Source organism: Pseudomonas sp. GL-B-26, assembly GCF_019947405.1.
Classification (GTDB): Bacteria; Pseudomonadota; Gammaproteobacteria; order Pseudomonadales; family Pseudomonadaceae; genus Aquipseudomonas.
Genome location: NZ_JAGYGJ010000031.1, coordinates 44,735 through 71,425 on the forward strand (window position 1 = coordinate 44,735; position 26,691 = coordinate 71,425).

Genomic DNA, 26,691 nt, shown 5'->3' on the forward strand with positions numbered 1-26,691 from the left:
TTTCGCAAGCCATTGGATCCGCGGGATCCGCGTCTCAGTCAAAACTGGGAATAATGTTGGCCTTGTCGATCATATCGATCGGCAACAGGAACTCATGGTCTTCTACCTGCACCACGACGTCCTGCTCTTCTACACCGCGCAGAAGGCCCTGAAAGTTGCGTCGGCCTTCAAAAGGCGAGCGCAGCTTGATCTTCACTTGTTCACCGGCAAATTTTGCAAACTGCTCAATAGTGAACAGCGGGCGTTCCATGCCTGGCGAGGAAACTTCAAGGGTGTATTCAACGGCGATTGGATCTTCAACATCCAGAACACCGCTGATCTGACGGCTGACAATGGCACAATCGTCCACCAGCACGCCGCCCTCTTTATCGATATAAACGCGCAACATTGAGTGGCGACCTTGAGCCGAAAACTCAACACCCCAGCATTCATAGCCTAGGGCCACGACCACCGGGGCCAGCAAGGCCTGCAACTCTTCTAGCTTGCTCGACACCTGAACCCCCTCGTGCATGTATGTGCATGCTGTGCAAAATAAAAAAATGGGCGAAACGCCCATCCTTGAAACGCCGTCGAACAGCGGCGTTGAAGTGTCCAGCTAACAAAAAGCCCCTTAAAAGGGGCTCCTTAAACTGGTTGCGGGGGCCGGATTTGAACCGACGACCTTCGGGTTATGAGCCCGACGAGCTACCAGACTGCTCCACCCCGCGACAAAGCTGGGGCGGAAGTATACGACCGATCCCTGACAGGGTCAATGCAACCTTCCACCTACAAGAAAGCCCGCAACAGCGGGCTCTCCTGATAATTGGTACCGAGAAGGGGACTCGAACCCCTACACCCTATGGGCACAACCACCTCAAGGTTGCGTGTCTACCAATTCCACCACCTCGGCAATACTACGTTTGAAACCCTTCTTACTTTTGCTCTTGAGCTGGAGGCACGTCCGTCGCTGGAGTAGCCGACTTTTGCTCTTGAAGCACCGGTACATCATCAGAAGCCGGTTGTTGCTTTGGAACTTCCAACACTGCTGGATTTGGCAAGCCTACTTGAGTCAGCTGGTGAGCCTTCTCTTTAGCAAAGTAACCTAACCCCAAGCTGGTTATGAAGAAACCGGCGGCAAGTATAGCAGTAAACTTACTAAGAAAGGTAGAGGAACCTTGGCTTCCGAACACAGTATTTGAAGCACCTGCTCCGAAAGACGCGCCAGCATCCGCACCTTTACCCTGCTGCAGCAAAACCAGAGCAACTACGCCCAATGCACCCAGCAGATGAAAAACGACTACGACTGTTTCCAGCATTTTTTCAGTTTCCCGCGGCGCGACAAATCGCACCGAACTCATCTGCATTCAGGGAAGCCCCACCAATGAGCCCCCCATCGATATCCGGCATGCCGAACAGTTCGACCGCATTGGCCGCCTTCACGCTGCCGCCGTATAGAAGCCGCACACCTTGTGCGACCTCAGAATTCTCTGCCGCCAACTGAGCGCGAATGGCTGCATGCACATCCTGCGCCTGTTGCGGCGAAGCAGTCAGCCCGGTACCAATGGCCCAGACCGGCTCGTAAGCAATTACCGCCTTTGCAAAGGCACCAACACCCAGCTCCTCTATGATACTGCCTAGCTGACGCCCGACAACCTCAAGAGTTTTTCCAGCTTCGCGCTCTTCAAGGGTTTCCCCTATGCACAACACTGGAATCAAGCCACATGCCTGTGCCGCTGCGAACTTGCGAATCAGCATTCCGTCCTGCTCGCCCATTATCTGGCGGCGCTCGGAGTGCCCGACAAGCACCAAGGAACAACCTGCATCCACCAACTGACTCGGCGCAATCTCACCAGTCAATGCACCTTGCATGGATTCCACCGCAGAGTTCTGCGCGCCGACCGAAATCGACTTTCCTTCCAGGCCATCAATCACTTGATTGATATGCAAGCAAGGCGGGAATACCGCTACATCAACATCGCTCGGCAAGGCCAGATGACGAAGGCCATTGATCAGCTCAGCGACGCTGGCGCGGGTACCGTGCATCTTCCAGTTACCAGCTACCATAGGGCGACGCATGCTGTACCTCGTCGGTCAAAGTGGGCGCAGATGTTACCCAACACAATCATGGCTGGCAAGCCAAAATCAGGCAGAAACTTCAGTAACCAGATTTGCCAGCTCTTCGGCGTAGCCGCGAACCTGTGTTTCGTCCTCGCCTTCGACCATGACCCGCACCAGCGGCTCCGTCCCGGACTTGCGCAACAGCACACGCCCACGACCAGCCATAGCCTTGGTAACACGCTCGCTTGCCTCCTTGACGGACGGATGATCAAGAGGGCTCGCACCACCGCCGAATCGCACATTGATCAGCACCTGAGGGCACTTGCGTAGCGCCTGACGCGATTGCGCCAGCCCCTCGGAGCGGGTCTTCAGCGCCATCAATACCTGCAATGCGGCAATGATCGCGTCACCGGTGGTGGTGTGGTCGAAGCAGACAATGTGCCCCGAATTTTCACCACCCACCTGCCAATTGCGCTCCAGCAACTCGGAGATTACGTAACGGTCGCCAACATTAGCCCGCACAAAAGGAATTGCCAGATCCGCCAGGGCCAATTCCAACCCCAGGTTACTCATCAGCGTACCGACCACACCGCCCTGCAACTTACCCTGCTCATGCAGGTCGCGAGCAATGATAAACAGCAACTCATCACCGTCGACGACAGCACCGGTATGATCAACCATCTGAACCCGATCACCATCACCATCAAAGGCGATACCCAAATCAGCATGCTCGGCCAATACGGCAGCTTGGAGCGGCTCCATATGGGTCGAGCCGCAATTTTCATTGATGTTCAGGCCGTTAGGATGAGCAGAAAGCACAACGACATCGGCTCCCAGCTCACGGAATACACTAGGTGCCACCTTGTAGGTCGCACCGTGAGCGCAGTCGATCACGATTTTCAGGCCCGCGAAGCTGGTGCCGGTCGGGACGCTGCTTTTGCAGAATTCGATATAGCGGCCTGAAGCATCGTTGATGCGCGATACCTTTCCGATCCTGCTCGACTCAACCACAGTCATCGGGGTGTCGAGCAATTCTTCGATCATATGCTCGACCTCATCAGGAAGCTTGGTGCCCTTCCCGGAGAAAAACTTGATGCCATTGTCATCGTGAGGGTTGTGCGAGGCACTGATCACGATGCCCGCTTCGGCCTGGAAGGTACGAGTCAGGTAGGCGATGGCCGGTGTCGGCATAGGGCCCAGGAGCATGACATCGGCACCTGCCGACGTAAGTCCGGCCTCCAGCGCCGATTCGAACATATAGCCGGAGATCCGAGTGTCCTTGCCCACCAATACCTTGCAGGCGCCCATTTTGCGGAACGCCATACCAGCAGCCCAACCGAGCTTGAGCATGAAGTCAGGAGTAATCGGATATTCGCCGACCCGACCACGAATGCCGTCGGTGCCAAAGTATTTCTTAGTCATAAGTACTCCATCATTCTTATTCGGCTGATTCCACTGCTGCGATCATCCGCACCACATCGACGGTTTCGGCCACATCATGGACGCGCAATATACGCGCGCCCTTGACCGAAGCCAGCGCTGCAAGCGCCAGACCACCATACAGACGCTCACCAACCGGACGATTCAATGCCTGACCTATCATGCTCTTTCGCGAAACCCCGACCAACAGGGGCCGCCCCAAGGCTTGCAGGGCCTCCATATGTTTGAACAAGCTTAGATTGTGCTGCAAGGTTTTTGCGAAGCCAAAGCCCGGATCAAGGATGATCCGGTCCGCTGTAATGCCTACCGACGCACACTGAGCCATGCGCTCGGCGAGAAACTCGCCCACCTCTTTCGTGACGTCCCGATACTGCGGATTGTCCTGCATGTCGCCCGGCTCACCGAGCATATGCATCAGACAGACCGGCAGACCAGTGGCTGCGGCCGCATCCAGAGCACCATCGCGCCGCAACGAACGCACGTCATTGATCAACCCCGCACCAAGTCGTGCGGCTTCGCGCATTACAGCTGGCGTGGAAGTGTCGACCGAGATAATTACATCCAGCTCGCGGTGTATTCGCTCGACGACCGGAGCTACGCGCTCAAGCTCTTCCAGCGGTGAAACCACCCTGGCACCCGGCCGGGTCGATTCGCCACCGACATCGATCAACGTCGCGCCGGCCGACACCATAGCCTCAGCGTGGCGCAAGGCCGCATCGAGCTGGCTATATTGGCCGCCATCAGAGAAGGAATCGGGAGTGACATTGAGAATACCCATGACGTGCGTCAGGGCTAAATCAAGAACCCGATTGCCGCAAGGCAACCGGGTCGAGGACTGAACAGAAGTCATTTCAAACCTTAAACGTCAGCAGCCGGACCGCCGATCGGTGTTTCCGGACGCGTATCCTGTGCCACCGGAGGAGTTCCGGAGGTACCGGTGCCGCCTGACCAGTCGCGAGGTTCACGAGGCGTACGACCTGCCATGATGTCGTCGATCTGATCAGCGTCGATCGTTTCGTACTTCATCAAGGCATCAGCCATGGCGTCGAGCTTGTCACGGTTATCGGTGAGGATCTGCTTGGCCGTGCCGTAGCACTGGTCAATGATGCTGCGCACTTCGGAGTCGATCAACTTGGCTGTCTCGCCGGAGAAGCTTGCACCCTGACCACCGCCGCCGCGACCGAGGAACACTTCGCCCTCTTCTTCTGCGTACATCAACGGACCGAGTTTTTCCGACAAGCCCCACTTGGTTACCATGTTCCGTGCGATCTGGCTGGCACGCATGATGTCGTTTGACGCACCGGTGGTGACGCCGTCGAAGCCCAAGGTCATTTCTTCAGCAATACGGCCGCCGTACAACGAGCAGATCTGACTGATCAATGCACGCTTGGACAGGCTGTAGCGATCTTCTTCCGGCAGGAACATGGTCACACCCAGCGCACGACCGCGCGGAATGATCGACACCTTGTAGACCGGATCATGCTCAGGTACGACGCGCCCGACAATAGCGTGCCCTGCTTCGTGGTAAGCGGTGTTCTGCTTCTCTTTCTCGGACATGACCATGGATTTGCGCTCGGCGCCCATCATGATCTTGTCTTTGGCCAATTCGAACTCTTTCATTTCGACGATGCGCTTGCCGGCACGGGCCGCGAACAACGACGCTTCGTTCACCAGGTTAGCCAGGTCGGCACCGGAGAAACCAGGGGTACCACGAGCGATCACAGCCGGAGCGACGTCGTCACCCATTGGCACTTTTCGCATGTGAACCTTGAGAATCTGCTCGCGACCACGGATATCCGGCAGACCGACGACAACCTGACGGTCGAAACGGCCCGGACGCAGCAACGCAGGGTCCAGTACGTCCGGACGGTTGGTTGCAGCGATGACGATGATGCCGTCGTTCATTTCGAAGCCGTCCATCTCTACCAGCAACTGGTTGAGAGTTTGCTCGCGCTCGTCATGACCGCCGCCCATACCGGCACCACGGTGGCGACCGACGGCGTCGATTTCATCGATGAAGATGATGCATGGCGCGTGCTTCTTGGCCTGCTCGAACATGTCACGAACACGGCTGGCACCGACACCGACGAACATTTCGACAAAATCGGAACCGGAAATGGTGAAGAACGGTACTTTTGCTTCGCCGGCAATCGCTTTGGCCAGCAATGTTTTACCGGTACCTGGAGGCCCCACCATCAGCACGCCGCGTGGAATACGGCCGCCCAGACGCTGGAACTTGCCCGGATCACGCAGGAACTCGACCAACTCGCCGACCTCCTCCTTGGCTTCGTCACAACCGGCAACGTCACCCAAGGTGGTTTTCACCTGATCCTCGGAGAGCAGGCGCGCCTTGCTCTTGCCGAAGCTCATTGGCCCGCCCTTGCCACCAGCGCCGCCCTGCATCTGCCGCATGAAGAACATGAACACGGCGATGATCACCAGGATCGGGAAGCTTGCAACCAGGAGCTGAGTCCAGATGCTTTGCTGTTCAGGCTGCTTGCCTTCAACTACGACATGGTTGTCCACGAGGTCGCCGATCAGACCGTTGTCCTGGATTGCCGGACGAATGGTCTTGAAGCTGTCGCCATCGTTGCGTTTGCCGGTAATCACGTAGCCGTCAACCGCTACGCGCTCGACCTTTCCATCCTTGACCTGCTGGATGAAGTCGGAATAGTTGAGGGTCTGCGGCTCGTTAGGGCTGGAGAAGTTGTTCATCACTGTCACCAGGACAGCCGCGATGATCAACCACAGGATCAGATTCTTTGCCATATCGTTCAATTAACTACCCTCTGAAGCAAGCTCCGCTAATGGCGCGCGCTTCGCATGATATTCACCGGCCTAACTTACTACATTACCTACGGCTCTGGCAGGCGCCGTCTGTAACCCTTTGTGAAACACTTTCTACACAATATTCGCTAATGCTCACGGGGCGAAATACGAAAAACCTATCGACCCGCAAAAAAACCTCGATTTACTCACTACGGCCGCGGTAGCCCCAAGCCAGCATGTATTGCTCGCGAGAACTGCCACGGGAAGAGTCCGGCTTGATCATCTGGACCTTGTCGAATTTCTGACGAGCGTCCTTCACGTAAGCATCAAACCCTTCGCCCTGAAACACCTTGATCACGAAATTACCACCCGGCTTGAGTATCCGAGCCGCCAGATCAAGAGCCAGCTCACATAGAAACATGGCTTTTGGCATGTCCACCTCAGGCGTACCACTCATATTGGGGGCCATATCGGAAATCACAAGGTCCACCTGCGAATTACCCACGGCTTCAAGGATCTGAGCGAGCACTTCGTCCTGGGTGAAGTCACCCTGGATGAAAGTCACGTCCGGAATGCTGTCCATTTCCAGGATGTCCGAGGCGATCAGACGCCCCTGACCACCGATCAGCCGACTAGTGACCTGCGACCAGCCGCCGGGCGCCGCACCCAGGTCGACAACGCTCATACCCGGACGGATCAGCTTGTATTTCTCCTGGACCTCCAGAAGCTTGTAACTCGCACGCGAGCGGTAACCATCCTTCTGCGCCTGTTTCACATATGGATCATTGACATGTCTTTTCAGCCAACCAAGGCTTGTCTTGGAACGCGCCATTGGGCACCTCGATGATAAGGGTCGTGATTAATTGGGCGGATCCACGAACCCTCGGGTAAAATGGCCGCCATTTTACAGAATCCAGACTAAAGGGTCAGATTATGCCGCTCACTCAAGAGCAGAAGAAACAGTACAAATCCATTGGCCACCATCTGAAACCAGTTTTGACTGTGGCTGACAACGGTTTGACTGAAGGTGTGTTAGCCGAACTTGAACGCGCTTTGGCGGATCACGAGCTGATTAAAATCAAGCTCAACATCCTCGATCGCGAGTCGCGCCTGGCGAACATTGCAGAACTGTGCAAGGTCGGCAAAGCGGACCTGGTTCAGGTCATCGGCAAGATGGCATTGATTTACCGCAAGAACTTCAGCGTCAACAAGCAGCTGTCGAACGTCCATCGCTTCAAGTGATGACAAGGGTCAAGGGTGTGCTTCGCGCACCCTGCCACTCCACCCAGGCACCGGTTGCAACACCAGCACCAGCCCGGAAAAGCCCAGAACAAGATAGCTGAACACCTGCCAACGCACGGCATCCGGCCAGCCGATACGCACCGCGACATACATCGCACACGCATACAGCGCCGTCATCAGCAGTTGACCGCGAATATCGCGCCATAGACTGGCAAGGCCCTCGGCCTGAACCAGCACCAAAGCCTGAAAAATCACACACGCTGCGGCGAACCCCACCATCAGCGCATCAAGCATGCCTGCGATTTCGTCGATCAGCAGCGGTGCCAGGCCAATTTTGCCCAGCACCGGCAGCAGACCGATGTGCAACAGCCACAGACCACCAACCCACAACATCTGAGTCAATTGCCAAAGCATGGCGCCCGCACGTAGCGGGCGCCTGCGCTTAGATGTGGCGAACTTCGACAATCTCATACTCGATAACGCCGCCAGGCGTTTTCACGGCAACCACATCACCCTCTTCCTTGGCAATCAAGGCGCGGGCCAATGGCGAGCCGACCGAAATCTTGCCGAGCTTGAAGTCAGCCTCATCCTCACCAACGATGTGGTAAGTGACGCTTTCATCTGTCTCGACGTTGGCGATTTCAACGGTGGTGCCGAAGATCACTTTGCCGGTGTGAGGAATGGTCGTGACATCAATGATCACCGCGTTTTGCATGCGGCCTTCGATGTCGCGGATCCGCGCCTCGACCATACCTTGCTGCTCGCGAGCAGCGTGGTATTCAGCGTTTTCTTTCAAGTCTCCCAACTCACGGGCCGTACCGATGTCCTGACTGAGCTTCGGACGGACGACCTTGGTCAGGTGAGCGTGTTCTTCTTCCAGGGCTTTAGCGCCCTTGACGGTCATTGGGTATTTGATCATGCCTTCAATCCTGCGTGTAGATCCTGCAAGCGGCGCACGGTCTTCTCGGGACCGAACTTCAGCGCTTCGCAGATAGCTTCGCCAGCAGCAATGGTAGTGGTGCAGTAAATCTTGTGCTGCAAGGCATTACGACGAATGGAGTACGAATCAGCGATCGATTGACGACCTTCGGTGGTGTTGATGATCAGGGTGACTTCGTCATTCTTGATCATGTCGACCACGTGTGGACGACCCTCGGTCACCTTGTTCACACGACGCACTTTCAGGCCTGCGGCTTCGATCAGCTTGGCAGTACCGGCAGTGGCGACCACTTCGAAGCCCAAGTTGATCAGATCACGGGCCACGCCTGCAACCAGTGGTTTGTCGTCATCACGCACGCTGATGAATGCGGTACCGCCGGTAGGCAGCACTTCGCTGGCGCCCATTTGGGCTTTGGCAAACGCTTCACCGAAAGTGTCGCCCACGCCCATCACTTCACCAGTGGACTTCATCTCTGGGCCCAGGATCGGGTCCACGCCAGGGAATTTGGCGAATGGGAACACCGCCTCTTTCACACTGTAGAAGTTCGGAATGATTTCTTTGGTGAAACCGATTTCCTTCAGGGTTTTACCGGCCATCACGCGAGCCGCGATCATTGCCAGGGAAACACCGATGCACTTCGACACGAACGGTACGGTACGGGAAGCGCGCGGGTTGACTTCGATGACGTAGATGTCTTCGCCTTGCAGCGCCAACTGGACGTTCATCAGGCCGACAACGCCCAGTTCCAGGGCCATTTTCTTGACCTGTTCGCGCATCTCGTCCTGGATGTGAGCAGGCAGCGAGTACGGCGGCAGGGAGCACGCGGAGTCACCGGAGTGAACGCCAGCCTGTTCGATGTGCTGCATGATCGCGCCGATTACCACGTCGGTACCGTCGCAGACTGCATCCACGTCCATTTCGATGGCGCAGTTGAGGAAGTGGTCGAGCAGCACCGGGCTGTCGTTGGACACTTTCACCGCATCACGCAGGTAGCGCTTGAGCTCTTCTTCTTCGTAAACGATTTCCATCGCACGGCCGCCCAGTACGTAGGACGGACGAACCACCAGCGGGTAACCGATCTTGCTGGCCGCACGAATCGCTTCGTCTTCGCTACGCACGGTGGCGTTTGGCGGCTGACGCAGGTTCAGGCGCTCGACCATTTGCTGGAAGCGCTCACGGTCTTCTGCACGGTCGATGGCATCAGGGCTGGTGCCGATGATCGGCACGCCAGCTTCTTCCAGGGCACGAGCCAGTTTCAGCGGGGTTTGGCCGCCGTACTGGACGATCACGCCTTTCGGCTTCTCGACGCGGACGATTTCCAGCACGTCTTCCAGGGTCACTGGTTCGAAGTACAGGCGATCGGAGGTGTCGTAGTCAGTGGAAACGGTTTCCGGGTTGCAGTTGACCATGATGGTCTCGTACCCGTCTTCGCGCAGGGCCAGTGCCGCGTGTACGCAGCAGTAGTCGAACTCGATACCTTGGCCGATACGGTTAGGACCGCCGCCGAGGATCATGATCTTGTCGCGGCCCGATGGCGCGGCTTCGCACTCTTCCTCGTAAGTCGAGTACATGTAGGCGGTGTCGGTGGCGAACTCGGCCGCGCAGGTGTCAACGCGTTTGTAGACCGGGAAAATCTCAAGCTTGTGACGGTGGCGACGCAGAGCCTTCTCGGTTACGCCCAGCAGCTTGGCCAGACGCATGTCGGAGAAGCCTTTGCGCTTGAGGCGGAACATCACGTCGCGGCCGATGCTGGCCAGACCCAGGGTCTTGACCTTCTCTTCTTCCTTGATCAGATCTTCGATCTGCACCAGGAACCACGGGTCGATCATGTTCATGCCGAAGATGTCTTCGACCGACAGACCGGCGCGGAACGCGTCAGCCACGTACCAGATACGCTCGGCACCCGGCACGGTCAGTTCGCGCTTGAGGATACTCATGCTTTCCGGATTGCTCAGGTCGAGCTTCTCGTCCAGACCGCAAACGCCCACTTCCAGACCGCGCAGGGCTTTCTGCAGGGATTCCTGGAAAGTCCGGCCGATGGCCATGACTTCACCCACCGACTTCATTTGAGTGGTCAGGCGTGCGTCGGCTTTCGGGAATTTCTCGAAGGCGAAGCGTGGCAGCTTGGTCACGACGTAGTCGATGGACGGCTCGAAGGATGCCGGAGTAGCACCGCCGGTGATTTCGTTCTGCAGTTCGTCCAGGGTGTAGCCGATCGCCAGCTTGGCAGCGATACGCGCAATCGGGAAACCAGTGGCTTTCGAAGCCAGTGCCGAAGAGCGGGATACACGCGGGTTCATCTCGATCACGACCATACGGCCAGTGTCCGGGCAGATGCCAAACTGAACGTTGGAGCCGCCGGTTTCCACGCCGATCTCACGCAGTACCGCCAACGAGGCGTTACGCATGATCTGGTATTCCTTGTCCGTCAGGGTTTGTGCCGGAGCAACAGTGATCGAGTCACCGGTGTGCACGCCCATCGGGTCAAAGTTTTCGATGGAGCAGACGATGATGCAGTTGTCCTTCTTATCGCGGACAACCTCCATCTCGTACTCTTTCCAGCCGATCAGCGATTCGTCGATCAGCAGCTCTTTGGTCGGCGACAAGTCCAGACCGCGGGCGCAGATTTCTTCGAACTCTTCACGGTTGTAAGCGATACCGCCACCGGTGCCGCCCATGGTGAAGGACGGACGGATGATGCACGGGAAGCCAAGCTTCTCGAGGACCACGTTGGCCTCTTCCATGCTGTGGGCGATACCCGAACGCGGGCAGTCCAGGCCGATGGATTTCATCGCCTTGTCGAAGCGCGAACGGTCTTCAGCCTTGTCGATGGTGTCAGCGTTGGCGCCGATCATCTCTACGCCGAACTTCTCCAGAACGCCTTCGCGCTCCAGATCCAGTGCGCAGTTCAGAGCGGTCTGGCCACCCATGGTCGGCAGCAGCGCGTCCGGACGCTCTTTCTCGATGATCTTGGCAACGGTCTGCCACTTGATCGGCTCGATATAGGTGGCGTCGGCCATGTCCGGGTCGGTCATGATGGTCGCTGGGTTGGAGTTCACCAGGATGACGCGGTAACCCTCCTCGCGCAGGGCTTTACAGGCCTGGGCGCCGGAGTAGTCGAATTCGCAGGCCTGGCCGATCACGATCGGGCCAGCGCCGAGAATCAGGATGCTTTTAATGTCTGTACGTTTTGGCATGGGTTTGTCACTCAAATCCGCAGGTCAGTCGGCAAGCCGTCTTGTTCAATCTTTGAAGACCTGAGGGGGCCACCGTGTGTCGGGACCGCCCTCAAGCTTTGCTACATCAAGGCGAGCGATCAGCGTCGCTTGGCCATTTCGTTGATGAAGCGATCAAACAGTGGTGCTACGTCGTTCGGGCCAGGGCTGGCTTCAGGGTGACCCTGGAAGCTGAAGGCGCTCTTGTCGGTACGCTCGATACCTTGCAGGGTGCCGTCGAACAGCGATTTGTGGATCGCGCGGACGTTGGCTGGCAGGGTCGCATCGTCTACCGCAAAACCGTGGTTCTGGCTGGTGATCATCACCACACCGGTATCCAGATCCTGGACCGGGTGGTTGGCACCGTGGTGGCCGTGACCCATTTTCAGGGTCTTGGCACCGGAGGCCAGGGCCAGCAGTTGGTGACCAAGGCAGATACCGAAGACCGGAATTTCGGTTTCCAGCACATCTTTGATCGCCTGGATCGCGTAGTCGCAAGGCTCCGGATCGCCAGGACCGTTGGACAGGAACACGCCGTCCGGCTTCAACGCCAGCGCTTCAGCAGCTGGCATCTGTGCCGGCACCACGGTCACGCGACAACCGCGCTCGACCAGCATGCGCAGGATGTTCAACTTGACGCCGTAGTCGTAGGCAACCACGTGGTACGGCAGCTCAGAGGCTTCGATGGTCGCGTGACTGTCGGTTTTCAAATCCCAGACAGTCGAGCGCCACTCGTACTTCTCTTTGGTGCTGACGACTTTCGCCAGGTCCATGCCTTTGAGGCCAGGAAAACCCTGAGCAGCGGCGATGGCGGCTTCTTCGGAAATGTTGTCCCCGGCCATGATGCAGCCGTTCTGCGCGCCTTTTTCACGCAGGATGCGCGTCAGGCGGCGAGTGTCGATACCAGCGATTGCCACAACGTTGTTGGCTTTCAGGTAGTCGGACAGAGACATCGTGTTACGCCAGTTGCTCGCAACCAGCGGCAGGTCACGGATGACCAAACCAGCGGACCAGACGCGGTCGGACTCGGCGTCTTCCGGCGTGGTGCCGGTGTTGCCGATGTGCGGGTAAGTCAGGGTAACAATCTGTTGGGCGTAGGAAGGATCGGTAAGGATTTCCTGATAGCCGGTCATGGCGGTGTTGAACACCACCTCACCAACGGTTTGACCGTCGGCTCCAATGGCTTCGCCGCGAAAAATGCTGCCATCAGCAAGGGCGAGTATGGCTGGCTTAGTCAAGAAGACCTCCCGTAAATAAAGCCTGAAAGGGCGATCGCAGGTTGTAAAAAAGCGGAGTGACGTATGGACACGTCACCCCGCTTCTTCACCGAATAATTCTGCGCGCTTTTAGTGGACACACTAAAGCTGTAGCTTACAGAAAAAGGCATTTTTGGTCTACCGCCAATGAGCCTTAAAGGCCGGGGAATGCGACAGGACGTCGCTTGGCGTAATAAAACCGGGCCCAAACACTGTGTTGGAACCCGGTTTCGGGTGCATCTTAACGCAGGTCGAGTACGTCTTGCATGTCATAAAGACCCGGTTCACGACCGTCCAGCCACAACGCAGCACGTACCGCGCCCTTGGCGAAAGTCATGCGACTGGAAGCTTTATGCGTGATCTCCAGTCGCTCACCCTCACAGGCGAACAGCACCGTATGATCGCCGACCACATCACCGCCGCGAACAGTGGCAAAGCCGATCGTTTCACGCTCTCGCACACCGGTGTGACCTTCACGACCATAGACCGCGACCTTTTGCAGATCACGATCCAACGCATTGGCGATAACTTCACCCATGCGCAGAGCCGTACCTGAAGGCGCATCGATCTTGTGCCGATGATGAGCCTCGATGATCTCGATATCCGCGTCATCACCCAGCACACGAGCAGCCATGTCGAGCAGCTTCAGCGACAGGTTTACACCGACACTGAAATTGGCTGCGAACACGATCGGAATATCCTTGCCGGCCTCGGCCAGCAGCTGCTTCTGCGCAGCGTCCAACCCTGTCGTGCCGATCACCATGGCCTTGCCCGCCTTACGGCAGAACGCCAGGTTTTTCAGCATGACTTCCGGGAGCGTGAAATCGATCAGCACGTCGAACTCATCAGCCACCGCGTCCAGATTGCCGGACAGTGGAACACCGATACGCCCCAGCGAGGCCAGCTCACCAGCATCCACGCCAATCAGCGTGCTACCGGGGCGCACGATGGCTGCCGTCAGCCCGGTCAGCGGCGCACGCTGCTGCACCGCCTCGACCAGAATCTTGCCCATGCGCCCGGCAGCGCCCATCACAGCTATACGTCGCATGCCGACTCCTTACAAATCGCCGAAGAAGCGCTTCACGCCTTCGAACCAACCGGTGGTTTTAGGCGAATGGCTGTTGTCATCTGCCAGCGAGCTACGGAACTCTTCCAGCAGTTCACGCTGACGACGCCCCAGATTGACAGGGGTTTCGACCGCCACTCGGCACATCAAGTCACCAGCACCGCCGCCACGCACTGGCGCAACGCCCTTGCCGCGAACACGGAACTGCTTGCCGGTCTGAGTCCCTTCAGGGATTTTCAGTTTGACTCGACCATCAAGGGTCGGAATCTCCAGCTCGCCACCCAGCGCAGCATCAACAAAGCTGATTGGCACTTCACAGAACAGGTGCTTGCCGTCGCGCTGGAAGATCGCGTGCTCACGCACGTTGATCACCACGTACAGGTCGCCAGTCGGACCACCCTGAGCACCCGCCTCGCCTTCGCCGGACAGACGAATGCGGTCACCGGTATCGACACCGGCCGGCACTTTCACCGAGAGGGTCTTGTACTCTTCGACACGACCTTGACCGTCGCACGAGTCGCACGGATCGGAAATGATCTTGCCCTGGCCATGGCAGCGCGGGCACGTCTGCTGTACCGAGAAAAAGCCCTGCTGCATACGGACTTGACCGATACCGCCACACGTTGGGCAAGTGATCGGCGAGGAGCCTTTCTTGGCACCCGAACCGTCGCACGGCTTGCAGTTGACCAATGTCGGAACACGGATATTCACGGTCGTACCGCGCACCGCTTCTTCCAGATTCAGTTCCAGGGTGTAACGCAGGTCGCTGCCGCGCTGAGCGCCGCCACGAGAACCGCCGCGACCGCCGCCGAAGAAGTCACTGAAGACATCACCAAAGATGTCGGAGAAGTTCTGACCGCCAAACCCGGCACCGCCGCCGCCCATGCTCGGGTCGACACCGGCATGACCGTATTGGTCGTAGGCCGCGCGCTTGCTGGAATCAGACAGCACTTCGTAGGCCTCGTTGGCCTCCTTGAACATATCTTCCGACGCTTTGTCATCGGGATTACGGTCCGGGTGGTGCTTCATCGCCAGGCGACGGTAGGCCTTTTTCAGGTCTGCTTCGCTTGAGCCACGCTCAACACCCAATACTTCGTAATAGTCACGCTTTGCCATAAGTCTTTGCACTCTTAAGGACGTTCGGCAAACCTCTCCTGAGCCTTGCCAAACTCGTTGAGCCCCAATACAGGCCCGGACCCAACTCACGTCAATTCAACGATCCTGGTCTTTGATTCGATGCGGTACTTTCGGCTCGAAAAGCAGGAGCATTCCCGGCCATACCGCCAACACACGAGCCTTGTCGCATGCTGTAAAAATTCGCTAACTCCAGACACGCCAACGCGGGAGCAAGCCCCCGCGCGGCGACATCCTACCAGTCACTGCCTGAAGGCAGTCAACCGGCCGACCAACAACTTACTTGTGGTCTTTGACTTCTTCGAACTCAGCGTCGACGACGTCGTCAGCCTTCTCAGCCGATTCGCCTTGCGGTGCAGCACCTTCAGCAGGTTGAGCCTGCTCGGCGTACATCTTCTGCGCTACTGGAGCGGAGACTTTCGACAGCTCTTCAACCTTGGCTTCGATCGCAGCCTTGTCGTCGCCTTTGACAGCGGCTTCCAGCGCAACAACAGCAGCTTCGATTGCAGTCTTCTCTTCAGCAGTCACTTTATCGCCAGCGTCTGCGACCATTTTGCGAGTCGAGTGAACCAGCGCATCGCCCTGGTTGCGAGCGGTTGCCAGCTCTTCGAACTGGCGATCTGCGTCGACGTTGGCTTCAGCATCGCGAATCATCTGCTGAATCTCTTCCTCGGACAGACCGGAGTTGGCCTTGATCACGATCGACTGAGTCTTGCCGGTAGCCTTGTCTTTGGCGCCTACGTGCAGAATGCCGTTGGCGTCGATGTCGAAGGTCACTTCAATTTGTGGCACGCCACGTGGTGCTGGTGGAATCTCGGCCAGGTCGAACTTGCCCAAAGACTTGTTCTGAGCGGCTTGCTTACGCTCACCTTGCAGCACGTGAATAGTCACAGCGCCCTGGTTGTCGTCGGCAGTCGAGAACACTTGCGATTTCTTGGTAGGAATCGTGGTGTTTTTCTCGATCAGCGCAGTCATCACGCCGCCCATGGTTTCGATGCCCAGAGTCAGCGGGCTAACGTCCAGCAGCAGAACGTCTTTCACGTCACCGGCCAATACTGCGCCCTGGATAGCAGCACCCATGGCAACCGCTTCGTCCGGGTTCACGTCTTTACGTGCTTCTTTACCGAAGAACTCGGTCACCAGCTTCTGAACCAGTGGCATACGGGTCTGGCCGCCGACCAGGATCACGTCGTTGATGGCGCCAATGTCGATGCCAGAGTCTTTCAGAGCGATGCGGCAAGGTTCGATGGTGCGTTGAACCAGGTCTTCTACCAGCGCTTCGAGCTTGGCGCGGGAGATTTTCACGTTCAAGTGCTTAGGACCGGTGGCATCCGCAGTGATGTACGGCAGGTTCACATCGGTCGAATTGCTCGAAGACAGTTCGATCTTGGCTTTTTCAGCGGCTTCTTTCAGGCGCTGCATGGCCAGCGGGTCACCTTTAAGGTTCATGCCGCTTTCTTTCTTGAATTCGTCAACGAGGTAGTCGATCAGACGAATGTCAAAGTCTTCACCGCCCAGGAACGTGTCACCGTTGGTGGCCAGTACTTCGAACTGGTGCTCACCATCGACTTCAGCGATTTCGATCACGGAAACGTCGAAAGTACCGCCGCCCAAGTCGTAAACGATCACGGTGTGATCGCCCTTCGCCTTGTCCATACCGTAAGCCAGAGCAGCTGCGGTTGGTTCGTTGATGATACGTTTTACGTCCAGGCCCGCGATGCGGCCGGCGTCTTTGGTGGCTTGACGCTGGCTGTCGTTGAAGTAGGCCGGAACGGTGATCACCGCTTCGGTCACTGGCTCGCCGAGGTAGTCTTCGGCGGTCTTCTTCATTTTCTTCAGAATTTCAGCCGAGATTTGTGGCGGCGACATTTTCTGGCCGTTCACTTCAACCCACGCGTCGCCGTTATCAGCCTTGGCGATTTTGTACGGGACCATCTTGATGTCTTTCTGTACGACTTCTTCGTCGAACTTACGACCGATCAGACGCTTCACCGCATACAGGGTGTTGTGCGGATTGGTCACAGCCTGACGCTTGGCCGATTGACCAACGAGGATTTCACCGTCGTTGGCGTAAGCGATGATCGACGGCGTGGTACGCGTGCCTTCAGCGTTTTCAATAACTTTGGCTACGCCGTTTTCAAGCACGGAGACGCAGGAGTTGGTAGTCCCCAGGTCGATACCGATAATTTTGCCCATGTTCACTCTCCCGAAACTTTGGATTTGGTTGCCGCAGCAGTGGTGGCTAACTGCGGTAGCACTTAAACGCTTGACTTCTAAATGGGGGCCTTGCGGCTAATTTCAAGCCTGCTCGTCAATCGAAGGCGAAACCGGCGCCGGAGCCTTGCTGACCACGACCATGGCCGGGCGCAGCAGGCGACCATTGAGCTGATAGCCCTTCTGGAACACTTTGAGCACGCTGTTCGGCTCGACGTCGGCGCTTTCCTGCATGGCCATTGCCTGATGCTGAACGGCGTTGAACGGTTCGCCATGCGGATCGATCGCTTCCAGCTGATAACGCTTCAGGGTGTCCTGGAACATTTTCAGGGTCAGCTCGATGCCTTCGCGCATTGGACGAATGCTTTCGTCATCCGGACTGGACAACTCCAGACCACGCTCCAGGCTGTCGATGATCGGCAACAAGTCACCGGCGAATTTCTCCAGTGCGAACTTGTGAGCCTTTTCTACATCCTGCTCGGCGCGACGGCGGACGTTCTGCAGATCAGCCGCTACACGCAAAGCCTGATCATGAGCGCCAGCCAATTGCTCTTCGAGCACTTGAACACGAGCCGCCAGTTCATCACCCGAATCCTGGGCAGCCTGATCGGCGTCTAGATTTTGCGTATCCACTGTCTGTTCGTCAGCCATAGATTTCTCCTTTCAATATCGTCCGCGAGCTCAACTCACGCTTCTGCCCAGCTATATGGGGCCGCAAAATTCAGCTTCAAGGGGCGCTGATTTATTAACCCTACAAAAAACAGCTGCATTGTCATTCCCAGGCGCACTAAGGATTTCGTCGGATCAAGCAAATCGAGCTAAGGGAGGGCATTGTCAGCCGGAAACAAAACACTGTATAAATAACCAGACCTAAAGCCTGGGAGCGGCCTTTATGCTGGTGCACCTGTCCGTACATAACTACGCCATCGTTGAACATCTCGATCTCGAACTCGATCGCGGGATGAGCGTGATCACTGGGGAAACCGGCGCCGGCAAGTCGATCATGCTCGACGCCCTCGGCCTGACCCTGGGCGATCGCGCCGACAGCGGCGTGGTCCGTCCCGGCGCCGACAAGGCCGATATCCTGGCAACCTTCGATCTGGTCGAAATTCCAGAAGCCAGTGCCTGGCTGGCCGAGCGTGACCTGGAGAGCGACGGCCCGTGCATCCTGCGCCGGGTGATCACCGCCGAAGGGCGCTCGCGTGGCTACATCAACGGCACGCCCTGCCCCCTCAGCGATCTCAAAGCCCTGGGCGAGCTACTGATCGATATCCACAGCCAGCATGAACATCAATCCCTGCTCAAGACCGACACGCACCGCCGGCTGCTCGACGAGTACGCCGGTGCGACGGACCTTGCCCGTCAGGTACACCTGGCCGCCCAACGCTGGCGCCAGACCCGTCAGGAGCTGGAACGCCTTTCCAATTCTGGCGACGAGCAGCGCGCTCGCCATCAATTGCTCAGCTATCAACTCGAAGAGCTGGAAAACCTCGGCCTCGGCGAAAACGAGCTGGAGCAGCTGGAACAGGAACACAAGAACCTGACCAACGCCGAAACCCTGCTGGGCATTTGCCGGCAGGTGGTCGAGCAATGCAGCGAAAGTGATTCCGGGAATGTACTAAACGCCCTCACCGCCAGCCTCAATCGCCTTTCGAGCGTCAACAACTCGATTGGGGCCCTGGGTGAAGCCAGCAGCCTGCTGACCAGCGCACAGATCCAGGTCGAAGAAGCCGTGGGAGAACTGAACCGCTTCCTTGATAACTTCGATGCCGATCCAGCGCGTCTTCAGTACCTGGAGGAGCGCCTTGATGCGATCTATACCATGGCGCGCAAACACCGCATCCAGCCGACCGAAGTGGCCGAGATGCAGCAGCGCTTGCTGGATGAAATCGAAACCCTGAACGCCAACGACGAATCCATCGAGCGATTGAGCGATGAACTAGCCTCCTATGCCCGTCATTATCAAGAGAAGGCTCGTGAGCTGAGCGATTTGCGCCATCAGGCGTCGAACAGCCTGGCCAGCGCCGTGGAGCAGGAAATCCAGCGACTGGGCATGCCCGGCGGTCGTTTCACCATCGAACTGCGCCCCAACGGCAGCGATGAACTCCTGCCGAATGGACTTGAGCATGTAGAACTGCTCGTGAGCGCCAACCCAGGGCAACCGCTGAAAGCCCTGGCAAAAGTGGCATCCGGCGGCGAACTGTCACGGATCAGCCTGGCGATTCAAGTGATCACCGCTCAGACCTCCCGCGTACCGACCCTGGTGTTCGACGAAGTGGACGTGGGCATCGGCGGCCCGACTGCCGAAATCGTAGGCCAATTGCTGCGTCGACTTGGGGAGCGCGGGCAGGTATTGACGGTAACTCACTTGCCGCAAGTAGCAGCGCAGGGACATCAACATCTATTCGTACACAAAGTGCGCGGCGAAGATGCCACTCACACAGCCGTCTCCAAGCTGAGCAAGAACGATCGTGTCGAAGAAGTGGCGCGGATGCTGGGAGGCATTGACCTCACCAAGGAATCTCTGGCTCACGCAAAAAAAATGGTCGTTACTGCAAAAATTTGAGATCGGCAGAAAGCACGAAGGCGACCCTGGGGTCGCCTTCGCTCGTTTCGCGAACCTTAAGTTCGCGCGACATGCTTACTTTTTCTTGCGTACGTACAGCACAAGGTTGTGATCAACCATCTCGAAGCCATACTTGTCGACGATTGCCTTCTGCAGTCGCTCGATTTCTTCGTCGAAGAATTCGATCACTTCACTGGTCTCGACGTTGACCATGTGGTCGTGATGCTTGCCGTCGTCCAGCTCGAAGACCGCATGGCCCCCGTCGAAGTTGTGCCGCACCACAAGGCCAGCTGCCTCGAACTGGGTCAGGACACGGTAAACCGTGGCCAGACCGACGTCCTCACCAGCCTCCATCAGCGCCTTGTAGACATCCTCGGCACTCATGTGGCGTTGCTCGGCGGAATCGAGCATTTGCAGAATTTTGACCCGTGGAAGGGTCACTTTGAGGCCGGCTTTGCGTAGTTCGCTATTTTCAACCATGGTCAGCTTTCTCGCGATGCTGCTTCGCAGCTTCTCTTAATGCGGGTATGATCGGCGTTTACGTTGTCCCAGCCAAGATAGTGGAAGTCGCCCACCGATGCAAAACACCAAGCTCTTGCTAACCAGTTTCACCTTTGTGGGACTGCTCGCACTCGCCGGTTGTTCATTCCCCGGGGTTTACAAAATCGACATCCAGCAGGGCAATGTCGTCACGCAGGACATGATAGACCAGTTACGCCCGGGAATGACCCGCAAGCAAGTACGGTTTATCATGGGCAACCCTCTGTTGACCGACACGTTCCATGCCGATCGCTGGGATTATCTGTACAGCCTGCAACCGGGTGGCGGCGAACGCCAACAGGAACGCATTAGCGTTATCTTCAACCCAAATGACCAGCTTGTCAGCCTCTCTGGTGATTTCATGCCAGGCGTGAGCCGCGACGAAGCCATTCTCGGCAAGGACAGCGGCACCACAGTTGCTGCGCCAGCAGAAAACGCCGAGAAACCGAAACGAGAAAAACCGGTCAAGCCAGGTTCGTTGCTGGACCAGATCCAGAAGGACGTCGACGGTGTAGAAACCGTTCCAGTCCCGACTCCAGAACCTCTGGAAACCTCGCCGCAATAATTTGCGACGCAATAAAAAACCCGGCATGTCCGGGTTTTTTATTGTCCAGCATTTGAGCGAATCACTGATTCCGGTTTTTGGCCTCAGCAGCCTTGGCTGCGCGCAACCGACGAACTTCTTTCGGATCAGCCAGCAATGGTCGGTATATCTCGATGCGATCTCCAGCCTGGACAGGATGCTTGTCCGGATCAGCGATCACTTTACCGAAGATCCCCACCGGGCAACTGGCCAGATCCAGCTCGGAAAACGCCTCGCCGATGCCTGACTTCAGCAAAGCCGCCCGGACTGTCGCTCCAGCTGGAACCGTCACCGAGAGAAGCACCTGACGATCAATGGCGGCATACACCACCTCAACGTCGATCACGGCCTCAACCATGCATCTGCTTGGCGCGCTGGCAGAAAGCATCCACCAGCGTATTGACCGCCTGATTGAACAACGGCCCCAGGGTCGCGCGGACAATCGGCCCGGCGTAATCGAACGACAGGTCCAGACTGATCTTGCAGGCTTTCTCGCCCAACGGCTTGAACACCCAGACGCCATGCAGTTGATTGAACGGACCTTCCTCGAGATTCATCTCGATCGAATGCCCAGGCACCAGCGTGTTGCGCGTTACGAAATGCTGGCTGAGACCGCCCTTGGCCACGCCGACGCTAGCGCGCATATGCTCAGGAGAACTCTCCAGGACTTCGGCCGATGAGCACCACGGCAGAAACTCCGGGTAACGCGCCACGTCGTTGACCAGGTCATACAGCGCTTGTGCCGGATACGGCAGCAGGGCCGAACGTTGAATGTGTGTCGTCATGTCAGCGTCACTTCCACAGCTGGGCGGCAAACACTACGAGAATGCCGATGGGCGCCACATAGCGCATCAAGAACAGGGACAGGGCGAACAATACGGGGTTGCGGATCGACAGCTCGTCGCGTACCGCTTCACGCCCCATCACCCAGCCTGCAAACACCACGAAACACAAACCACCGAGTGGCAACATGATCCGCGAGGTGAAGAAATCGATCACACCAAAGAAGTCCAGGCCACCGGCCGCACCCCATTGATAGAGGTGGAACATTCCGCCTTCGTTCACGAAAAATTTGGCTTCCTTCCAGATATTGAAGGAAAACACTGTGCCCAGACCGACAAACCAGCAGATAAATGCCAGCCAAAAGGTCACCCAGGCGCGGCTGACTTTCGTGCGCTCAACCAGGTAAGCCACCATCGGCTCAAGCAAGGAAATCGCCGAGCTCCAGGCTGCAATCGCTACGAGCACGAAGAACACTACGCCCATCAACTGGCCAAACGCTACGTTACCAAAGGCAAATGGCAGGCTTACGAACATCAGGCCAGGGCCTTCGCTCGGGTTCAGGCCCGCGGCAAACACAATCGGAAACAATGCCAGACCAGCGACCAGGGAAACGAAGGTATCGAGCAGTGCCACGCCGACGATGGTGCCGGAAATCGATGAATTCTTCGGCATATAGGCGCCGTAGATCATGATCGAGCCGACGCCCACGCTCAGGGAAAAAAACGCGTGCCCCATGGCGGGCAGCAAGCCGTCGAGTACTTTTTCCGGGTGGAAGTCGAACATGAAATGCACGCCTTCCATGAAATGGCCGGTGGTCATGCTGTAGCCCAGCAGAACAATCACCATCACGAACAGCAGCGGCATCATGATCCGCAGGCTGCGCTCCAGGCCCGCGACCACGCCCTTGGCGATGACCACCGCCGACAGCAGCATGAAAATCGTGTGCCAAAGTGTCAGGCGCCATGGGTCGGAGATAACGTTGCCAAAGTACGCGCCGACCTGATCAGCCGTCACTCCCTGGAAGTCGCCACGGCCCATGTCGATGATGTAATCCAGCGACCAGCCGCCGACCACACTATAGAAAGACAAGATCAGCAACGCCGTGATCATCCCGGCGAATGCGCCCCAGGACCATTTACCCGAATGCCCGGCTTCCAGCGCCAATACCTTCAGGGCGTTGGCCGGGCTCTGCCGTGCACGGCGGCCGATCAGGGTTTCGGCCAGCATGACCGGCACACCGATCAGCGCGATACAGGCCAGGAACATCAGCACGAAGGCGCCGCCGCCGTAGACGCCGACCATGTACGGGAATTTCCAGATACTACCCAGGCCCACGGCCGAACCGGTCGCGGCGAGTATGAAGACCCAGCGGCTAGCCCAACTGCCGTGGACAGAAACCTTGTCTGTCGACATCGTTATCACGCCCAAGCGTTCAAAAAAGAGGCCGCATTGTCCGGGATTCAATCAACCTGCTCAAGCACGTAGCGATACCGTAGCCGACTCGCGTGCAACTCCCTATAATGCCGCCCCTATGGCTAAACAGAAGAAACACCCAACAGGGACCATCGCGCAAAACAAAAAGGCGCGACACGATTACTTCATCGAGCACAAGTTCGAGGCTGGTCTGGTCCTGGCCGGCTGGGAAGTAAAAAGTCTGCGGGCAAGCAAGCTGCAACTGGTTGACAGTTACGTACTGCTCAAGGATGGCGAAGCCTGGTTGCTCGGTAGCCACATTACGCCGCTGATGACCGCCAGCACCCACGTCATCGCTGATCCGACCCGCACCCGAAAATTGCTGCTCAACCGGCGCGAGCTGGAGAAGCTGGCCACGGCCGTTCAGCAAAAAGGCTATGCCTGCGTGTGCCTGTCCTGGTACTGGAGCAAGCACATGGTCAAGTGCGAGATCGCTCTGGGCAAGGGCAAGAAGGAATACGACAAGCGTGATACCGAACGTGAACGCGACGCCGGTCGCGAGTTGCAGCGTGCGGTGCGCAACAAGGGCAAGGAAGATTAATCTTTCGGCCTGATTGTGGCGAGGGAGCCTGCTCCCGCCGGGGTGCGAAACAGCCCTCGCTTGTAGACTGCCGGCGACTGCTGCGCAGTCGAGCGGGACGGTGCGGCGATCCGACAAGCTCCCTCGCCACAGTCATCTCTACATTCCTTTGCGCCGCTCCGCCCGAGCCATGCGCTGTACTTCCTGACGCACTTCTTCCAGCACTTCCTGCACATACAAAATGTGTCGACTGGAGACTTCCCGCGCCTGCTCGGCCCTTCCTTCAATGATCGCCAGGTACAACTCCCGGTGCTGCGTGATAAGCATGTCGCGGGTTTCCGTACGCTGCTTGTACATACCGCCGATGTTAGTCACCACGTTACGCTTGAGCAGATCGAACAACCCGCGAATGGTGTGCAGCAACACCGCGTTGTGACTGGCCTCAGCAATCGCCAGATGGAATTTCGCATCCGCCGCCCCCTCTTCCGCCCGACTTACCTCGTCGTGACGCGTATAGCAGTCCTGCAATTCGTTGAAGGCCGCGGTCAATCGCTCGCGATCAACGTCCGTAGCACGCATGGCGGCATAATAGGCGCAGGAGGCCTCCAGGGTGTGACGAAACTCCAGCAGATCGCGCTGCGCTTCAGGGTTGCTTTCCAGCAGATGCAGCAGCGGATCGCTGAAGGTTGACCCCAGCGACTCCACCACATAATTGCCGCCACCCTGACGACTGACCAGCAAGCCCTTGGCCGCCAGTTTCTGAATCGCTTCGCGCAACGAAGGGCGTGACACGCCGAACTGCTCGGCCAACGCACGTTCGGCCGGCAAGCGCTCACCCGCCTTCAGCGTGCCCTCGAGAATCATCCCCTCGAGCTGCTCGACAATATCGTCAGACAAACGGCGCTGACGAATCTGATCAAACCCCATAACTCATTTCTCCACGACCCCGACGGCTCGCCGGGGTCTCTATTCTGGCCTATCAGGGCTGTGTCAGCACCTGCCAGACGGCATTTGGTCGAGCGGACCAGATGACTTCTGCACCGCGTATTCGACAAAAGTTTTAGGGCGGCAAATTGACACGCCGCCTACAAGGCTTTTACCCTAGCCAACAGCGATTGTAAATTGGTATTACCAATTATCCAAGAACGCTGACCAGTGCCTGACCAACAACAATTAGGGGCCACCCCATATGCAAACCTGGCAACAGCTCTATTCTCCGCTCGGCAGTCTCGGCGTGTCCGCGCTAGCGGCCGTTATCCCCATCGTGTTTTTCTTCCTGGCATTGGCCGTGTTCCGACTCAAAGGACATGTGGCCGGCAGCATCACGCTGGCCTTGTCCATTGCCGTGGCGATCTTCGCCTTCCAGATGCCGGTCGACATGGCTTTCGCCGCCGCCGGCTATGGCTTCGCCTACGGCCTGTGGCCGATTGCCTGGATCATCGTGGCGGCGGTATTCCTCTACAAATTGACGGTCAAGAGTGGTCAGTTCGAAGTGATCCGCAGCTCGGTACTGTCGATCACCGACGACCAGCGCCTGCAAGTGCTGCTGATCGGCTTCTGCTTCGGCGCCTTCCTGGAAGGTGCCGCCGGTTTCGGTGCGCCGGTCGCGATTACCGCCGCACTGTTGGTAGGACTGGGCTTCAACCCGTTGTACGCCGCGGGCCTGTGCCTGATCGCCAACACCGCGCCGGTTGCCTTCGGCGCCCTGGGGATTCCGATCATCGTTGCCGGGCAAGTCACCGGTATCGACGCGTTCAAGATTGGCGCCATGGCCGGTCGGCAACTGCCATTGTTGTCGGTGTTCGTGCCGTTCTGGCTGGTGTTCATGATGGATGGCCTGCGCGGCGTGCGGGAAACCTGGCCTGCCGCACTGGTGGCCGGTTTGAGCTTTGCCGTCACCCAATACTTCACTTCGAACTTCATTGGCCCGGAGCTGCCGGACATCACCTCGGCGCTGGTCAGCCTGATTTCTCTAACCCTGTTCCTGAAAGTCTGGCAGCCAAAACGCGCCGCAGGCGCACACATCGTCGGTGCCGTCTCGGCTTCCGTGGTGTCCAGCGCCGGCGGTTTCGGTCAGCCGCGCAGCACCGTGGCTTCGCCCTACAGCCTCGGTGAAATTCTCAAAGCCTGGTCACCATTTCTGATCCTCACCGTGCTGGTCACTATCTGGACTTTGAAACCGTTCAAGGCGATGTTTGCCGCTGGCGGGTCGATGTACAGCTGGGTGTTCAACTTCGCGATCCCGCACCTGGACCAAATGGTGATCAAGGTCGCACCGATCGTGGCCGCACCGACCGCTATTCCGGCGGTATTCAAACTCGACCCGATTTCCGCGACCGGCACGGCGATTTTCTTCTCCGCGCTGATCTCGATGCTGGTACTGAAGACCAATGTCAAAACTGGTCTGACCACTTTGAAAGAGACCTTCTACGAGCTGCGCTGGCCGATTCTGTCCATCGGCATGGTGCTCGCCTTTGCCTTCGTCACTAACTACTCGGGCATGTCCTCGACCATGGCGCTGGTTCTGGCAGGCACCGGTGCAGCATTCCCGTTCTTCTCGCCGTTCCTCGGCTGGCTGGGTGTGTTCCTGACCGGTTCCGATACCTCGTCCAACGCCCTGTTCAGTTCGCTGCAAGCGACCACTGCGCACCAGATCGGCGTCAACGATGTGTTGCTGGTTGCGGCGAACACCAGCGGTGGCGTGACCGGCAAGATGATCTCGCCACAATCGATTGCCGTCGCCTGCGCCGCGACCGGTCTGGTGGGCAAGGAATCGGATCTGTTCCGTTTCACCCTCAAGCACAGCCTATTCTTTGCAACGATCGTCGGCCTGATCACGCTGGCTCAGGCCTACTGGTTCACCGGCATGCTGGTGCACTAAGTACTACACGATAAAAAGCAAAAACCGACGCC

Annotated in this window: 25 protein-coding genes and 2 tRNA genes; 5 read left to right on the forward strand and 22 right to left on the reverse strand. The window is 57.6% G+C overall.

Annotation, left to right across the window (positions count from 1 at the left end):
* Positions 1-34: 34 nt before the first annotated feature.
* From rimP to rlmE, 9 genes are all read right to left on the reverse strand, one after another.
* Positions 35-493 (reverse strand): ribosome maturation factor RimP, encoded by a 459-nt coding sequence (gene rimP / locus KGB23_RS19925; RefSeq protein WP_223432321.1) that lies wholly within the window; start codon positions 491-493, stop codon positions 35-37.
* Between the two features lie 137 nt (positions 494-630).
* Positions 631-707 (reverse strand) — tRNA-Met (locus KGB23_RS19930).
* Between the two features lie 96 nt (positions 708-803).
* Positions 804-889: transfer RNA gene (locus tag KGB23_RS19935), tRNA-Leu, on the reverse strand.
* A gap of 22 nt (positions 890-911) precedes the next feature.
* Complete coding sequence (gene secG, locus KGB23_RS19940) at positions 912-1,295, reverse strand: preprotein translocase subunit SecG (protein ID WP_017336473.1); 384 nt, start codon at positions 1,293-1,295, stop codon at positions 912-914.
* 4 nt (positions 1,296-1,299) lie between these two features.
* Positions 1,300-2,055 carry a triose-phosphate isomerase gene (gene tpiA, locus KGB23_RS19945; protein ID WP_223432303.1) on the reverse strand — a complete coding sequence of 252 codons (756 nt, stop codon included), beginning with the start codon at positions 2,053-2,055 and terminating at the stop codon, positions 1,300-1,302.
* A 66-nt stretch (positions 2,056-2,121) separates the two neighbouring features.
* Entirely contained in the window at positions 2,122-3,459 is a 1,338-nt protein-coding gene (gene glmM / locus KGB23_RS19950) for a phosphoglucosamine mutase (protein ID WP_223432304.1), read from the reverse strand.
* A gap of 16 nt (positions 3,460-3,475) precedes the next feature.
* Positions 3,476-4,327 (reverse strand): dihydropteroate synthase, encoded by an 852-nt coding sequence (gene folP / locus KGB23_RS19955; protein ID WP_223432305.1) that lies wholly within the window; start codon positions 4,325-4,327, stop codon positions 3,476-3,478.
* 8 nt (positions 4,328-4,335) lie between these two features.
* Positions 4,336-6,246, reverse strand: coding sequence for an ATP-dependent zinc metalloprotease FtsH (ftsH, locus tag KGB23_RS19960; protein ID WP_223432306.1), 1,911 nt, complete (start codon positions 6,244-6,246; stop codon positions 4,336-4,338).
* A 202-nt stretch (positions 6,247-6,448) separates the two neighbouring features.
* Positions 6,449-7,078 carry a 23S rRNA (uridine(2552)-2'-O)-methyltransferase RlmE gene (rlmE, locus tag KGB23_RS19965; RefSeq protein WP_007900501.1) on the reverse strand — a complete coding sequence of 210 codons (630 nt, stop codon included), beginning with the start codon at positions 7,076-7,078 and terminating at the stop codon, positions 6,449-6,451.
* 101 nt (positions 7,079-7,179) lie between these two features.
* Here rlmE and KGB23_RS19970 point away from each other — a divergent pair, with 101 nt between their 5' ends.
* Entirely contained in the window at positions 7,180-7,488 is a 309-nt protein-coding gene (locus KGB23_RS19970) for a YhbY family RNA-binding protein (RefSeq protein WP_008005472.1), read from the forward strand.
* A 9-nt stretch (positions 7,489-7,497) separates the two neighbouring features.
* Here KGB23_RS19970 and KGB23_RS19975 read toward each other — a convergent pair whose 3' ends face one another.
* From KGB23_RS19975 to grpE, 8 genes are all read right to left on the reverse strand, one after another.
* The gene (locus KGB23_RS19975; RefSeq protein WP_150658736.1) at positions 7,498-7,902 is read right to left on the reverse strand and encodes an MFS transporter; all 405 of its coding nucleotides are present in this window, start codon (positions 7,900-7,902) and stop codon (positions 7,498-7,500) included.
* 28 nt (positions 7,903-7,930) lie between these two features.
* Positions 7,931-8,407 (reverse strand): transcription elongation factor GreA, encoded by a 477-nt coding sequence (gene greA / locus KGB23_RS19980; protein ID WP_046045786.1) that lies wholly within the window; start codon positions 8,405-8,407, stop codon positions 7,931-7,933.
* Complete coding sequence (gene carB / locus KGB23_RS19985) at positions 8,404-11,625, reverse strand: carbamoyl-phosphate synthase large subunit (protein WP_223432307.1); 3,222 nt, start codon at positions 11,623-11,625, stop codon at positions 8,404-8,406. Before carB ends, greA begins: the two co-directional genes overlap by 4 nt.
* Before the next feature lie 119 nt (positions 11,626-11,744).
* Complete coding sequence (gene carA, locus KGB23_RS19990) at positions 11,745-12,881, reverse strand: glutamine-hydrolyzing carbamoyl-phosphate synthase small subunit (RefSeq protein ID WP_223432308.1); 1,137 nt, start codon at positions 12,879-12,881, stop codon at positions 11,745-11,747.
* 259 nt (positions 12,882-13,140) lie between these two features.
* On the reverse strand, positions 13,141-13,947 hold the full coding sequence (dapB, locus tag KGB23_RS19995) for a 4-hydroxy-tetrahydrodipicolinate reductase (RefSeq protein ID WP_046045783.1): 807 nt from the start codon (positions 13,945-13,947) through the stop codon (positions 13,141-13,143).
* A gap of 9 nt (positions 13,948-13,956) precedes the next feature.
* Positions 13,957-15,081, reverse strand: a complete 1,125-nt coding sequence (dnaJ, locus tag KGB23_RS20000; protein WP_008149037.1) for a molecular chaperone DnaJ — start codon at positions 15,079-15,081, stop codon at positions 13,957-13,959.
* A 297-nt stretch (positions 15,082-15,378) separates the two neighbouring features.
* Positions 15,379-17,295, reverse strand: coding sequence for a molecular chaperone DnaK (gene dnaK, locus KGB23_RS20005; protein WP_008149038.1), 1,917 nt, complete (start codon positions 17,293-17,295; stop codon positions 15,379-15,381).
* A 102-nt stretch (positions 17,296-17,397) separates the two neighbouring features.
* Positions 17,398-17,964, reverse strand: coding sequence for a nucleotide exchange factor GrpE (gene grpE / locus KGB23_RS20010; protein ID WP_033058135.1), 567 nt, complete (start codon positions 17,962-17,964; stop codon positions 17,398-17,400).
* Between the two features lie 241 nt (positions 17,965-18,205).
* Between grpE and recN the strand changes: the two genes are divergently transcribed.
* The gene (recN, locus tag KGB23_RS20015) at positions 18,206-19,879 is read left to right on the forward strand and encodes a DNA repair protein RecN (protein WP_223432309.1); all 1,674 of its coding nucleotides are present in this window, start codon (positions 18,206-18,208) and stop codon (positions 19,877-19,879) included.
* A 75-nt stretch (positions 19,880-19,954) separates the two neighbouring features.
* Here the strand turns inward: recN and fur are convergent, their stop codons facing one another.
* Positions 19,955-20,359 (reverse strand): ferric iron uptake transcriptional regulator, encoded by a 405-nt coding sequence (fur, locus tag KGB23_RS20020; protein WP_003197684.1) that lies wholly within the window; start codon positions 20,357-20,359, stop codon positions 19,955-19,957.
* Between the two features lie 97 nt (positions 20,360-20,456).
* On the opposite strand from fur, the gene KGB23_RS20025 reads away from it, so the two are divergent.
* Positions 20,457-20,984 (forward strand): outer membrane protein assembly factor BamE, encoded by a 528-nt coding sequence (locus KGB23_RS20025; RefSeq protein WP_223432310.1) that lies wholly within the window; start codon positions 20,457-20,459, stop codon positions 20,982-20,984.
* Positions 20,985-21,045: 61 nt separating this feature from the next.
* Here KGB23_RS20025 and KGB23_RS20030 read toward each other — a convergent pair whose 3' ends face one another.
* From KGB23_RS20030 to KGB23_RS20040, 3 genes are read right to left on the reverse strand one after another with little or no spacing between them, the layout of a single operon-like run.
* Entirely contained in the window at positions 21,046-21,360 is a 315-nt protein-coding gene (locus tag KGB23_RS20030; protein ID WP_223432311.1) for an RnfH family protein, read from the reverse strand.
* Positions 21,353-21,787, reverse strand: coding sequence for a type II toxin-antitoxin system RatA family toxin (locus tag KGB23_RS20035; RefSeq protein ID WP_223432312.1), 435 nt, complete (start codon positions 21,785-21,787; stop codon positions 21,353-21,355). Before KGB23_RS20035 ends, KGB23_RS20030 begins: the two co-directional genes overlap by 8 nt.
* Positions 21,788-21,794: 7 nt before the next feature.
* A complete protein-coding gene (locus KGB23_RS20040; RefSeq protein WP_223432313.1) occupies positions 21,795-23,198 on the reverse strand; it encodes a sodium-dependent transporter in 1,404 nt (467 codons plus the stop codon).
* 118 nt (positions 23,199-23,316) lie between these two features.
* Here KGB23_RS20040 and smpB point away from each other — a divergent pair, with 118 nt between their 5' ends.
* Entirely contained in the window at positions 23,317-23,799 is a 483-nt protein-coding gene (smpB, locus tag KGB23_RS20045) for an SsrA-binding protein SmpB (RefSeq protein ID WP_008149046.1), read from the forward strand.
* Positions 23,800-23,937: 138 nt separating this feature from the next.
* Here the strand turns inward: smpB and KGB23_RS20050 are convergent, their stop codons facing one another.
* On the reverse strand, positions 23,938-24,705 hold the full coding sequence (locus KGB23_RS20050; RefSeq protein ID WP_008149047.1) for a GntR family transcriptional regulator: 768 nt from the start codon (positions 24,703-24,705) through the stop codon (positions 23,938-23,940).
* Positions 24,706-24,967: 262 nt separating this feature from the next.
* Between KGB23_RS20050 and KGB23_RS20055 the strand changes: the two genes are divergently transcribed.
* Positions 24,968-26,659, forward strand: a complete 1,692-nt coding sequence (locus KGB23_RS20055) for a lactate permease LctP family transporter (RefSeq protein WP_223432314.1) — start codon at positions 24,968-24,970, stop codon at positions 26,657-26,659.
* Positions 26,660-26,691 lie beyond the last annotated feature (32 nt).

What these genes read in the sequence shown, in the direction of transcription:
- folP (WP_223432305.1), bottom strand. Translation starts at nt 4,327, where the DNA reads ATGACTTCTGTTCAGTCCTCGACCCGGTTGCCTTGCGGCAATCGGGTT.
- grpE (WP_033058135.1), bottom strand. Translation starts at nt 17,964, where the DNA reads ATGGCTGACGAACAGACAGTGGATACGCAAAATCTAGACGCCGATCAG.
- dnaK (WP_008149038.1), bottom strand. Translation starts at nt 17,295, where the DNA reads ATGGGCAAAATTATCGGTATCGACCTGGGGACTACCAACTCCTGCGTC.
- smpB (WP_008149046.1), top strand. Translation starts at nt 23,317, where the DNA reads ATGGCTAAACAGAAGAAACACCCAACAGGGACCATCGCGCAAAACAAA.
- carB (WP_223432307.1), bottom strand. Translation starts at nt 11,625, where the DNA reads ATGCCAAAACGTACAGACATTAAAAGCATCCTGATTCTCGGCGCTGGC.
- KGB23_RS20030 (WP_223432311.1), bottom strand. Translation starts at nt 21,360, where the DNA reads ATGGTTGAGGCCGTGATCGACGTTGAGGTGGTGTATGCCGCCATTGAT.
- KGB23_RS19975 (WP_150658736.1), bottom strand. Translation starts at nt 7,902, where the DNA reads ATGCTTTGGCAATTGACTCAGATGTTGTGGGTTGGTGGTCTGTGGCTG.
- glmM (WP_223432304.1), bottom strand. Translation starts at nt 3,459, where the DNA reads ATGACTAAGAAATACTTTGGCACCGACGGCATTCGTGGTCGGGTCGGC.
- dnaJ (WP_008149037.1), bottom strand. Translation starts at nt 15,081, where the DNA reads ATGGCAAAGCGTGACTATTACGAAGTATTGGGTGTTGAGCGTGGCTCA.
- rlmE (WP_007900501.1), bottom strand. Translation starts at nt 7,078, where the DNA reads ATGGCGCGTTCCAAGACAAGCCTTGGTTGGCTGAAAAGACATGTCAAT.
- recN (WP_223432309.1), top strand. Translation starts at nt 18,206, where the DNA reads ATGCTGGTGCACCTGTCCGTACATAACTACGCCATCGTTGAACATCTC.
- fur (WP_003197684.1), bottom strand. Translation starts at nt 20,359, where the DNA reads ATGGTTGAAAATAGCGAACTACGCAAAGCCGGCCTCAAAGTGACCCTT.
- secG (WP_017336473.1), bottom strand. Translation starts at nt 1,295, where the DNA reads ATGCTGGAAACAGTCGTAGTCGTTTTTCATCTGCTGGGTGCATTGGGC.
- KGB23_RS20025 (WP_223432310.1), top strand. Translation starts at nt 20,457, where the DNA reads ATGCAAAACACCAAGCTCTTGCTAACCAGTTTCACCTTTGTGGGACTG.
- KGB23_RS19970 (WP_008005472.1), top strand. Translation starts at nt 7,180, where the DNA reads ATGCCGCTCACTCAAGAGCAGAAGAAACAGTACAAATCCATTGGCCAC.
- greA (WP_046045786.1), bottom strand. Translation starts at nt 8,407, where the DNA reads ATGATCAAATACCCAATGACCGTCAAGGGCGCTAAAGCCCTGGAAGAA.
- tpiA (WP_223432303.1), bottom strand. Translation starts at nt 2,055, where the DNA reads ATGCGTCGCCCTATGGTAGCTGGTAACTGGAAGATGCACGGTACCCGC.
- dapB (WP_046045783.1), bottom strand. Translation starts at nt 13,947, where the DNA reads ATGCGACGTATAGCTGTGATGGGCGCTGCCGGGCGCATGGGCAAGATT.
- KGB23_RS20055 (WP_223432314.1), top strand. Translation starts at nt 24,968, where the DNA reads ATGCAAACCTGGCAACAGCTCTATTCTCCGCTCGGCAGTCTCGGCGTG.
- ftsH (WP_223432306.1), bottom strand. Translation starts at nt 6,246, where the DNA reads ATGGCAAAGAATCTGATCCTGTGGTTGATCATCGCGGCTGTCCTGGTG.
- KGB23_RS20040 (WP_223432313.1), bottom strand. Translation starts at nt 23,198, where the DNA reads ATGTCGACAGACAAGGTTTCTGTCCACGGCAGTTGGGCTAGCCGCTGG.
- KGB23_RS20050 (WP_008149047.1), bottom strand. Translation starts at nt 24,705, where the DNA reads ATGGGGTTTGATCAGATTCGTCAGCGCCGTTTGTCTGACGATATTGTC.
- KGB23_RS20035 (WP_223432312.1), bottom strand. Translation starts at nt 21,787, where the DNA reads ATGACGACACACATTCAACGTTCGGCCCTGCTGCCGTATCCGGCACAA.